Source organism: Janibacter sp. GXQ6167, from assembly GCF_041365945.1.
Lineage (GTDB): Bacteria > Actinomycetota > Actinomycetes > Actinomycetales > Dermatophilaceae > JBGFSK01.
Window position 1 is genome coordinate 68,472 of the sequence record NZ_JBGFSK010000009.1, and the last position, 11,226, is coordinate 79,697.

The window sequence follows — 11,226 nt, forward strand, 5'->3', positions numbered from 1 at the left end:
GTTAGGAGTCGAACCCGACACCGAAGCGGTCCATCACGGCCAGAAGGGGGCTGCGCTTGCCCGTGCGGTCCTCGCGTGCCAGCTCAGAGCGGGTGACCTGGACGGCCGCGTACCGCAGGGGTTCTGGCGGAAGGGGGAAGGGCTTACGGCGCACCATCGTGAGGCGAGTCGCGTCTGTGTCGCGACCGTCGAGCAGGTCCAAGGCCACCCGGGCCCCGAATCGCGTCGATGCCACCCCGAGGCCGGTATACCCCGCCACGTAGCTGACCCGACCGCCGTAGGCCTTGCCGAAGAAGGGGGTAAAGCGCGACGTCGTGTCGATCACCCCGGCCCACCGGTGGGTGAAACGCAATCCCTCGAGCTGCGGGAAGATCGCAAAAAAGTGCTCGGCGAGCAGGTCGTGTGAGGGGCCCTGATCGAGCGCCGGGTCGATCCGGCCGCCGAAGTGGTAGTTCGCGTCGTACCCGCCGAAGAGGATCCGGTCGTCGAAGGTGCGCCGGTAGTAGTGGAACTGGTTCCCGGCGTCGGTGAGCCCTTCGCGCCCTTCCCACCCGATCGCGGCGAGCTGCGCAGTGGTGAGCGGTTCGCTCATCAAGACGTGGTCGTACACCGGCATGAGCCACGTCCGGAGGCGTTTCAGCGGACCCGGGTAGGCCCCAGTCCCGACGATGGCGCCAGACGCCCGGACAAACCCGGCATCGGTGACGACCCGCACCCCGTCGCCGTCCCGCTCGATGCGCCGCACCGACGAGTGCTCATGGACGCGCACGCCGAGAGACTCGACGGCGTCCGCGAGCCCCCAGACGAGTCGACCGGGATCGACCAACCCGACCTCCCGGTCGACGAAACCGGCGAGATAGCGCGGCGAGTCGACCCGCTCACGACACTGCTCGGCGTCGAGCAAGGTGACGTCCAAGCCGTGATCGCGATGGAGCTGATAGCCCTCGCGCACCGCGTCGATCTGGTGCTCGGTGAGCGCAAAGGTGATCTCGCCCGGCACGTGGAGGTCGCAGTCGATGCCATACCGCTTGACCGACGCCTCGATCCCAGCGAAGTTCTCTCGTCCGAGGCGTTCGAGCGTGTCGATCTCCTCGGGCCAGAGCGCAACCCCCTGGGCCAGCCCGTGAGTGAGCGATGGAGCGACGAAACCGCCATTGCGGCCGGACGCACCCGAGCCGAGCTCTCCCCCTTCGAGCACGACCACCGAGCGCCCGGGGTCGTCCTCGACCGCCTGCAGCGCGGCCCACAACCCGGTGAAGCCGCCGCCGATGATGACCAAGTCAGCCCGAACCTCCCCCTCGAGCCGCGGGCGCGGCGCCGGGGCGGGGCGGATCTCACGGTCCGTCCAATAGACCCGAGGCACCGCATCGGCGAGCGCGTGATGGACGAAGGGGGGCACGACCGCCCGAGCGCGACTCATCGGCCCGGCGCGACGGGTCCGAGCGCGGCGCGGGCCACATCGTCGCTGACCTCTTCGCCGCCAGTTCGCTCGAAATATCCGCCCCCTCCGGACGCCCGCCAGGAGATGAACATCAGGACCAGGCCGACGACGAAGATGATGATGGCCATCGCGAGCGGGGCTCCCATTCCGAGGATCGAGGTTTGGGTGTACGAGTTTTCCGGGTCGGCGTAGTCGATGACGGCGGCGACCAGCAGGACGAGCAGGACGATCGCCCCGATGACCGGGGCGAGCCCGATCATGATGAAGGCGCGCACCGATCGGCGGAGCTCTCGCCGCCAGTAGATCGCGCACGCGATCCCGGTGAGCGCGTAGTAGAAGGCGACGACGATCGACAGCGCCGACAGCGAGTCGAAGAGGAAGTTCTCCGAGATCGCGCTGCCGAGGACGTACCAGACGATCGCGACGATCCCGATCACCCACGTCCCAAACCCGGGGGTGCCGTGCTCGGGATCGACCGTGGCGAATCGCTTCGGGAAGGCGCCTGCAACCGCCATCGACAGCGAGGTCCGCGACGCGGGCAGGATCGTCGTCTGGGTCGCCGCCACCGTCGAGGTGATGATCGCGAGGACGAGCAGCCAGGACCATCCACCGAGCACCTGGTCGCCGACGACGAGGAAGAGCCCCTCGTCGTCATCGAATTCCTCGAGGACACCCAGGCCCAGCACGCCGATGATCGCGATCGCCGACCCGATGTAGATCACGAGGAGCAGGATCGTGCTCACGACGGCGGCCTTGCCCGGCGCGGTCTCGGAGTCGCGGGTCTCCTCGGTGAGGTTCACCGCCGATTCCCAGCCCCAGTAGCAAAAGACGCCGAGCAGCATCCCCGCGATCAGTGCAGAGCCAGAGAGGCCAATCGGATTCAGCCAGTCCAGGCCGAAGGAGGGGGCGTCGGCCGCGACATCGCCGCGGACCATCTGCCAGCCGGCCACGAGGACGAAGACGAGCAGGATGCCGCATTGTGCGAGGACCAGGGCGCGTTGCACGCTCGCCGATAACTCCGTGCCGATGACACAGATCCAGGTGAGCACGAGGATCATCACGACCGCGAGGGCGACGACGGCCCACTTGTTGGCCGCGAGGTCATCGAGCCCGAGGAGCAGGTAGGTGTAGCGCGCCCCGACGTCGGCCTGGGCCCCGATCACGAGGACTCCGGTGGTGAAGACCGCCCAGCCGCCCATCCACCCCATCCAGGGGCCCATCGCGCGCGTGACCCAGGAGAAGGTGGTGCCGGCATCCTGGTCGGCGCGGTTCATGTAATAGAAGGCCCCGGCGATGAAGAACATGGGGATGAACGAGACCAAGAGGACGGCCGGGGCCTTGACCCCCGCGACGATGACGATCGACCCGAGGACGGCGGCGATCGAGTAGGCGGGAGCCGTGGAGTCCAGTCCGATCGAGACGCCATCCCAGAAGCCCACCGCGTCGGCCTTCAGCCCTTTACCGCTGTACCGCTGCTCGCCCCGCGGCAGGTTCTTCGGCTCGACCCTGTCCGACATGCCGACCTCCGTCCTTGGATGGTGGGCCGATCGTAGCGTCGAGATGGTCACGCTTGACGCACGATTGGGCTCACTCGCCGAGCCACCTCACGGCGTGGACCAGCGCTAATGCGATGATGAGGCGATGGAAGGGGGATCCATGCGGCGGGTGATCGCGACGAGTGCCGCGGCACTTCTGCTGCTCGCGGGCTGCACCAAGCCGGTCGAAGTGGATGACCCGCCAACGACCACACCGGCCAGCACGGGGACCAGCACACCGGCGCCGGCTCCCCCTTCGGGTCCCGCGACCTTACGGATCGGGATCTCCTTCGACCAGCCGGGCATCGGACAGCGCGACGGGGACACTTACTCGGGCCTCGACGTCGACATCGCACGCTATGTCGCCAGTCAATTGGGCGCGGCGCAGGTCGTCTTCGTCGAGGCCGCGCCGGACCAGCGCGACACGATCCTCACGACCGGACAGGCCGATCTCGTGCTCGGGAGTTACTCGATCTCTCGCGACCGCGAGCACAAGGTCACCTTCGCCGGGCCGTACCTCACGACCGGGCAGGACCTCCTCGTGCGCCGCGGCAGCTCGATCCGTGGCCTGGCGGACCTTCGCGGACACAGCCTCTGCAGCGCGACGGGCTCGGCCTCGACCGATGAACTGGTGGCGGACCATCCCGGGATGCGGATCGTCGAGCGGCGCAGCGTCGCCGAGTGTGTGGCCGCGCTGCGCGACGGCGATGTCAATGCCGTGACCTCTGACACGGCGATCCTCGCCGGTTTTGCCGATACCTCCGACTCGACGCAGCCCCGCTCCCGTCAGGTCGTCCTGCTGCGCCGGCCCTTCACCACCGAGCACTACGGGATTGCTGTGAGCCATGGCGACCTCACCCGCTGCGAAGAGGTCACCGATGCCTTGAAGGAGATGGAGCGCAGCGGCGCCTGGGAGAAGGCGGTCAAGGACAACCTCCCCGGCGCCAAGAACTGGCATCGACCGACGACCACGGCGCCCACGCTGCGCCCGTGTCGAGTCATCAACTCCACGACCTCTTCGTCGGCGACGGGGGACGAGAGCACCACACCGCCGTGGAGCACGACCGCTCCCCCGGCGCCGAGTTCGTCCTCGAGATAGCCCGCGCCAACCAAAAGAGGCCACCGCCCGAGGTTTCCCTCGGACCGTGGCCTCTGGCGCTCCCCCGGTTGGACTCGAACCAACAACCTGCCGGTTAACAGCCGGCTGCTCTGCCAATTGAGCTACAGGGGATCGCGCGAACGCTGCGCCACCATAGCAAGAAGTGCGCCCTAGTCCGAAACCGGTGACCGGCCCGCCGAGTTGGACCCGCCTCCATCGCCGAGTCCGGCCTGCTCGCCGAGGCGATCTGCCGCCTCCTGCACCGCCGTCGCGAGCTCCTGATCGCTCGGGTCGCTCCCGCGCGCGTAGACCGCCTGGACCGTCAGGTCACCCGTCGCGAGGTCCTTACGGACGGCTACGCGCGCCCGGCGATGACGGCCCAAGCTCACCTGCTCGACGAGGACGACACTCGCTTGGACGCGTTCGCGAAAGGCGACCGGAAGGGCGCCAGCGACGGCCAACTCCCAGGCACTCGGGGGCTCGTGGTCCACCCACGAGACGCTCAGCACCTGCGTCTCGGGACGCCATGCTCCGGTGTCGACGAGGTGCCACGGGCGCGCCAGGGTCGGCGTCGTCGCATCGGCGGGGACAGCAACCAGGCGATAGGTCGTCGCGATCACGGTGCCATCGGCGTTGTCACGAGCTACCGCGACGGGTCGCTCCCCCGCTGCCAACTCCAGCCCATCGGGGACCGCGATCCGATCGGCTCGGTTCCCGAAGATCGATCGCCACCAACTCATCCACGTACTCCCTCACGCAGGGCCGCGCGTTCGCGCTCGAGCTCCTGCAATCGCGCGGAGAGGCTCCGCATATGGTCTCGGTCCGCCAAGGGGTCGGTCGCGAGGCGTCGCAGCGTCGCCATCGAGTCGGCGATCTGACGCCCGATGGCCACCTCACGCACCCGCATCACGAGCGAATCGACATAGGAGCGCGGAGGCAGCCCGTTTGCCGGATCGGGCACCACGGGAAGGGGGGCCACGGCGAGTTCGGCGAGCAACCCGTGCACGCTCTGCGGGGCGGCGTCGCTCACGGCGCGGACCCACCCGGCATGAGTGTGATCGGCGCGGGGCATCCCCACCGCGCGCACCGCGTCGAAGGCGACTCGATGGGCGGGCGCCCCGAAGGCCGTCGGGTCGATCTGGTCCAGGGCCACCGCGCCGACCATCCCGGGGTACTGGAAGAGCACCTGGAGGAGTTGCCGCTCGGCCATCACGACCGGATCGCGCAGATCGGGCGCCGGATACGCGGGGACCGATGGGAGCTGCTCGGCGCCCTCCGGCCCCGGACGGGCACCACGGGCCTCCTCGGGGGCCATCCGCCCGGCTCGCTGCACGGCCGAACGCATCTGGTCCACGTCCACCCCAACCCACCCGGCGACCGTGCGGACATACTCCGGGCGAAGGGCGGTATCGCGGATGTCGTTGATGATCGGTGCCGCGGCCGCCATCGCCCGGACTCGCCCTTCGGCAGTGGTGAGGTCGAAGCGGGCCAGCGTGGTGCGGACCGCGAACTCAAACATCGGGACGGCATCGGCGATGAGATCCCGCACGGCCTGATCGCCTTCGCGAAGGCGCAGATCGCACGGGTCCATCCCCTCGCGGGCGACCGCGACGAAGGATTGGCTCGCCCAGCGCTGATCCTCGGCATAGGCCTTCATCGCCGCCTTCTGGCCGGCGGCGTCACCGTCGAAGGTGAAGATGACCTTGGCGGGCGCGAGATCGGGCTCGTCGCGCATGATGCGGCGCAGCACCTTGATGTGGTCGACGCCGAAGGCGGTGCCGCAGGTCGCCACCGCCTGTTCGACACCGGCCATATGGGCCGCCATGACATCGGTGTACCCCTCGACCACCACGGCGGTGCGGGTCGTCGAGATCGGCTTCTTGGCGAGGTCGAGCCCGTAGAGCACGTGCGACTTCTTGTAGATCGGCGTCTCGGTGGTGTTGAGGTACTTGGCGGCGATCCGGTCGTCGTCGAAGAGGCGACGGGCCCCGAAACCAACGGTGTCGCCCGTGGTGTCCCTAATCGGCCAGACCAACCGACCCCGGAAGCGGTCGTAAAGACCCCGCGAGCCCCTGCCACACAGGCCCCCGATCGTCAGCTCTTCCTCTGTAAATCCCTTACTGCGCAGGTGGTTTGCCAACTCTTCACCCCCTCGGGGGGCGAAGCCCACGCCGAAGAGCTCGGCCTCCGGACGGTGGAAACCGCGCTCGCGCAGGAAGTCGCGCCCGGCGCGCCCTTCCGGCCCGTCGATCAGCCGGTGGTGGTAGAACTCGGCCGCCGCGCGGTGGGCCTCAATCAAGCGGGTCCGGCGCCCGAGGCTCTCCCCGCTGCGCGGCGCGCCCCCTTCCTCGTAGCGCAACTCCATCCCGAGCTTGGCGGCGAGGTGCTCGACGGCCTCGGCGAAGGGGAGGTGATCCACCTTCTGGACGAAGGAGATCACGTCACCGCCTTCACCACAACCGAAGCAGTGGAAGGCGCCCACGGCCTCGCGCACGGTAAAGGACGGGGTTTTTTCGTCGTGGAAGGGGCAGAGGCCCTTCATCGCGCCGACGCCGGCCGGGCGCAAGGTGACGTGCTCGCGCACGACATCGGTGATCGACGTGCGTTCCTTGAGGGCCTCGATGTCCTCGGCCCGGATCCTGCCCGCCACGTCTCACCTCACCTCGTTACGCGCTCGTCGCGATGAGTCTAAGTGGCGCGTCCACTGGCGGTCCGTGGCGTCCTCCCCTACCGGATCGCGGCGTGCAGGGTCAGGGCTCGGGCGTCGGTCAGCGAGGCGGCCTGGTCGATCACGACGCGCAGGCGCCCGGCGTCGTCGCCAGCGTCGGCGAGGTCCGGCAACAGGTCACGGTCGAGGCGCTCTTCCGGTGCCTCGGCGAACCACTCCACCAGGTCACGGACCACCTGGCGCTGCTCGAGATAGATGTCCGAACGCTCCGCGGCAAACATGACGAAGTGCGCGGCGACTCCCTTCAGCACCGCGACCTCGGCCCGGCTCTCCTCCGGGACGACCAGCGAGGCCTCATAGCGCGTGAGCACGGCCGGTCCGTAGCGCTCGCGCGTCGCCTCCTCGGCCGCCGAGACGAAGCGCCCGATGAGTCGGCTCGTCATGTCTTTTAACCGCGCGAGCCCGGCGCGGGTGCCATCGAAAGAGTCCGGCACGGTCCCGCTCCGGCGCAGGCGCTCGAGTCCGGCGCCGAGCGCATCCCGATCGAGATCGCTGGCGTAGGTGATCTGGGCCAGGTCGAGCAACGCGTCGACCTCACTCGCATCGGTGAGGCGGCGCAGATCGAGCAGCCCAGAGGCGATCGCGTCCTCGACGTCATGGACCGAGTACGCGACGTCGTCGGACCAGTCCATGACATCGGCTTCGAGACAACGCACTCGGGCGAGCTGCTCTCCCCCTTCGGGCGTCTGACGCATCCAGGTGAAGACCGGGAGATCGTCGTCGTAGACCCCGAATTTGTGGGTCTCGCCCGGCCCCTCCCCGCGCCGCCATGGATATTTGGTCGCCGCGTCGAGGCTCGCGCGGGTGAGGTTGAGCCCGGCCGACCGTCCGTCGGCGTGGGTCCGCTTGGCATCGAGGCGGGTGAGAATCCGTAGCGTCTGCGCGTTGCCCTCGTAACCGCCGATCTGCGCGGCGATCTCAGCGAGCTCACTCTCCCCGTTGTGCCCGAAGGGAGGATGGCCGAGGTCGTGCGCGAGGCACGCGACCTCGACGACATCGGCATTGCACCCGAGCGCCCCGCCGAACTCTCGGCCGATCTGGGCGACCTCCAGGGAGTGCGTCAGTCGGTTTCGGATGAAGTCATCGGTGCCTGGCGCGAGGACCTGGGTCTTGGCCGACAACCGCCGCAACGACGCCGAGTGGATCATCCGCCCGCGATCGCGCGCGAAATCATCGCGGTCGGCCCGCTTGACGGCGGGATCCTCCGCGACCCACCGCTGCCGATCGTGCTCGGTGTACCTCACGACGTCGACTCTATGGGCCAGCACCGACGACCGGGCTGGCTGGGCTGGGTGAACCCTCGGTTCTCTCGATGGCTGATCCTCTGACCAGCCCATTCACCCCCTTCGCGAGGCGACAAGGCCGGGTCAACCTCGCTACCCTCGCGTCACCCGATGAGGAGAGGGCATCGAGATGGGCGATCGCACGGACCGCACGACTGACGACCAGGACACCGCCGAAGGGGGCCGCCAGGGACCGCCCCGTGAGGGCGTCGTGATGAAGGCCCTGGGCTGGATCGAACGAGTCGGCAACAAACTCCCCAATCCCTTCTGGCTCTTCCTCCTCCTCGCCGCCATCACCCTCGTCGTATCCTGGCTGCTCGCCCGCGCCGACGTCTCAGTGATCAACCCCGGCGACGGCGAAGAAGTCGCCGTGCGCAATCTGCTGAGCGGTGACGGGCTGCTCGAGATGATCACCGAAGCGATCCCGAACTTCATGGGCTTCCCCCCGCTCGGCCTCGTCATCACCGTGCTGCTCGGCGTGGCCGTCGCCGAGCACTCCGGGCTGCTGTCGGCAGCCCTTCGCGGCGCGGTGACCAAGGTCCGACCGAGCCTGCTGACCTTCGTCATCGCTCTCGGCGGCATCGTCGGATCGGTCGCCGCCGACGCGATGTACGTGATCCTTCCGCCGCTCGCCGCGCTCGCCTTCAAGGCCGTCGGGCGCAACCCGATCGTCGGGGTGATCGTCGCCTTCGCCGGCGTCGCGGGTGGCTTCAACGCGAGCCTGCTCGTGACCCCGACCGACGCCCTGCTCGCGGGACTCTCGACCTCCGCCGCCGGGCTGATCGAAGAGGGATACACCGTCAGCCCGATCGCGAACTACTTCTTCTCGATCGCCTCAGCAATCCTGCTCGCCCTCGTCATCACCATCACCGCCGAGACCCTCCTGAAGAAGAGGATGACGGTCCTGGAGGCCACGCCGGTCGATGAAGCCCAGGCCGAGAAGAACGCCTCCGCGGATGCCGCGGCCCAGGCCAAGGCCAACGCGGCGAGCGACGACGCCGAGGATGACTTCGAGGACCTCGAGTCGATGCAACTCAAGCCCGAGGAACGGCGCGGGGTGTGGTGGTCGCTCATCGCGAGCCTCGCCTTCTTCGCCCTCTTCATGGCGGTCCTGGTGTGGCCCGGTTCCCCCCTTCGCGGCGAAGACGGCGGCATCGTGAGCTCACCGGTCCTGCTCAACATCGGGATCATCATCATGCTGGCCTTCGTGATCGCCGGTGTCACCTACGGCCTCATCGCCGGGACGATCACGTCGGTCAACGACATCCCCACCTTCATGACGAAGGGGATGCTCGATATGGCGCCGGTGCTCGTCCTCTTCTTCGCGGCCAGCCAGTTCATCGCCTATTTCGACTGGTCGAATATCGGCACGGTCCTCGCGGTCAACGGCGCCGATCTGCTTGACCGGTCCGGGCTCCACCCGCTCGCCATGCTGGCGCTCGTGGTCGTGATGACCTTCCTGCTGAACCTGCTGATCACGAGCGGTTCGGCGCAATGGGCCCTGATGGCGCCGGTCATCATCCCCGCGCTGATGCTCGTCGGGATTGCGCCGGAGACCACGCAGATGGTCTTTAGGATCGGCGACTCGGCGTCCAACATCATCTCGCCGGTCAGCCCCTACTTCGCGCTCATCCTCGGGTATCTCCAGCGCTACCGGCGCGACGCCGGGGTGGGGACGCTGATCTCGCTCACGCTGCCGCTCTCGCTCGTGATGGTCGTGGCGTGGTTCGCGTTCTTCATGCTCTGGTACGCCCTCGGGATCCCGCTCGGCCCGGGGAACCCGGTCCGATAGTCGTCGGGGCACTCCATCGCGGGGTTCGAGGTATTCCGTGGGTCTATAGGTCGCCGGAATACCTCGAACCGGGCGGCCGATCAGCCGCCGGAGACGGAGAGTTCGGCCTGGGCGACCTGGGCCCGCTGGGCATCGTCGAGGTCTTGGCTGCGGAGCCAGTTTTCCGGCAGGGCGACAACGCGGGGGCTGCCCGCCCGTCCGCGCGGACCCTCGGCGGCCTCGCTCGGCCACGGGATGCTGGGGTCCAGGGTGTCGATCAGCTCGTCGAGCGCGGCGAGGGAGTCAACGAGCGCCAGGCGGTTGCGCACGCTCGATCCGGCCGGGAAACCCTTTAAGTACCAGGCGATGTGCTTACGGATATCCCGGCACGCCCGGAACTCATCACCGTAGAAGTCTGCCAAGTACTCGGTGTGGCGGCGGAGCGTCGCCGCGACCTCACCGAGGTCGGGGCGCACCCGCGCATCGGAGCCCGCGAAGGCGGCCGCGAGGTCGGTGAAGAGCCACGGCCGACCGAGGCATCCGCGTCCGACGACGACACCATCGCAGCCGGTCTGGGCGACCATCTCCAGCGCGTCTTCGGCCGACCAGATATCGCCATTGCCGAGCACCGGGACGCTCGTGATCTCGCGCTTCAGGGTGCGGATCGCCGACCAGTCCGCCTGCCCCGAGTAGGCCTGGGCGGCGGTGCGGCCATGAAGGGCGAGCGCGGCCACCCCTTCGTCGACTGCGGCGTGCGCGGCCTCGAGGTAGGTGAGGTGCGTGTCATCGATGCCCTTGCGCATCTTCACCGTGACGGGCACGTCGGCGCGCGCGGCCTCGCGGACCGCGGATCCAACGATGGAGCGGAAGAGGTCGCGCTTCCACGGTAGGGCGGCGCCACCTCCCTTCCGCGTCACCTTCGGGACGGGACAGCCGAAGTTGAGGTCGATGTGATCGGCGCGGTCTTCGCTGACGAGCATCCGCACCGCCGCGGCCGTCGTGACCGGATCGACGCTGTAGAGCTGCACGCTGCGCGGGTTCTCGTCCTCGTCGTGCTCGAGCAGTCGCATCGTCTCGGGACTGCGTTCAACGACGGCCCGGGAGGTCACCATCTCGTTGACATAGAGCGAGGTGGCCCCGCTCGCTCCCCCGGCGGCAAGCCCCTCCTGGCCGTACTGGCGGCAGAGGCGCCGGAAGGCCTGATTGGTGATCCCCGCCATCGGCGCGAGCACGACCGGAGAGTCGATGACATGGCGCCCGATCCGAAGGGGGGCGAGCACGGGCCCCCCGGACGGGCGCTTCGTGGTGGTGCCGGTTGCGCTGGTCATCGCCGACCAGTGTCGCACCGCGAGCGGCCAGAGCCCTAGTC

The 11,226-nt window shown here is 68.6% G+C and carries 8 protein-coding genes and 1 tRNA gene; 2 read left to right on the forward strand and 7 right to left on the reverse strand.

Annotated features, from left to right (window positions below; genetic code table 11):
* Nucleotide 1 precedes the first annotated feature (1 nt).
* Both AB8K43_RS13125 and AB8K43_RS13130 read right to left on the reverse strand, forming a co-directional pair.
* Nucleotides 2-1,420, reverse strand: a complete 1,419-nt coding sequence (locus AB8K43_RS13125; RefSeq protein WP_370894659.1) for an NAD(P)/FAD-dependent oxidoreductase — start codon at nt 1,418-1,420, stop codon at nt 2-4.
* Nucleotides 1,417-2,958, reverse strand: a complete 1,542-nt coding sequence (locus AB8K43_RS13130; RefSeq protein WP_370894660.1) for an APC family permease — start codon at nt 2,956-2,958, stop codon at nt 1,417-1,419. The genes AB8K43_RS13125 and AB8K43_RS13130 overlap by 4 nt, the downstream gene beginning before the upstream one ends.
* Nucleotides 2,959-3,097: 139 nt before the next feature.
* On the opposite strand from AB8K43_RS13130, the gene AB8K43_RS13135 reads away from it, so the two are divergent.
* Nucleotides 3,098-4,075: a transporter substrate-binding domain-containing protein gene (locus AB8K43_RS13135; RefSeq protein ID WP_370894661.1), complete on the forward strand. Its 978-nt coding sequence runs from the start codon at nt 3,098-3,100 to the stop codon at nt 4,073-4,075.
* Between the two features lie 59 nt (nt 4,076-4,134).
* On the opposite strand, the gene AB8K43_RS13140 is transcribed toward AB8K43_RS13135, so the two are convergent.
* The 4 genes from AB8K43_RS13140 to AB8K43_RS13155 all read right to left on the reverse strand — a co-directional run bounded on the left by AB8K43_RS13140 (nt 4,135) and on the right by AB8K43_RS13155 (nt 8,047).
* A tRNA-Asn gene (locus tag AB8K43_RS13140) sits at nt 4,135-4,207 on the reverse strand.
* Nucleotides 4,208-4,245: 38 nt separating this feature from the next.
* Nucleotides 4,246-4,815, reverse strand: a complete 570-nt coding sequence (locus AB8K43_RS13145; protein WP_370894662.1) for a hypothetical protein — start codon at nt 4,813-4,815, stop codon at nt 4,246-4,248.
* A complete protein-coding gene (gene dnaG / locus AB8K43_RS13150) occupies nt 4,812-6,725 on the reverse strand; it encodes a DNA primase (protein WP_370894663.1) in 1,914 nt (637 codons plus the stop codon). Before dnaG ends, AB8K43_RS13145 begins: the two co-directional genes overlap by 4 nt.
* A 77-nt stretch (nt 6,726-6,802) precedes the next feature.
* Nucleotides 6,803-8,047: a deoxyguanosinetriphosphate triphosphohydrolase gene (locus tag AB8K43_RS13155; protein ID WP_370894664.1), complete on the reverse strand. Its 1,245-nt coding sequence runs from the start codon at nt 8,045-8,047 to the stop codon at nt 6,803-6,805.
* Nucleotides 8,048-8,216: 169 nt separating this feature from the next.
* On the opposite strand from AB8K43_RS13155, the gene AB8K43_RS13160 reads away from it, so the two are divergent.
* Nucleotides 8,217-9,878, forward strand: a complete 1,662-nt coding sequence (locus AB8K43_RS13160; RefSeq protein WP_370894665.1) for an AbgT family transporter — start codon at nt 8,217-8,219, stop codon at nt 9,876-9,878.
* 80 nt (nt 9,879-9,958) lie between these two features.
* Here the strand turns inward: AB8K43_RS13160 and dusB are convergent, their stop codons facing one another.
* Nucleotides 9,959-11,185: a tRNA dihydrouridine synthase DusB gene (gene dusB / locus AB8K43_RS13165; RefSeq protein WP_370894666.1), complete on the reverse strand. Its 1,227-nt coding sequence runs from the start codon at nt 11,183-11,185 to the stop codon at nt 9,959-9,961.
* Nucleotides 11,186-11,226: the final 41 nt, after the last annotated feature.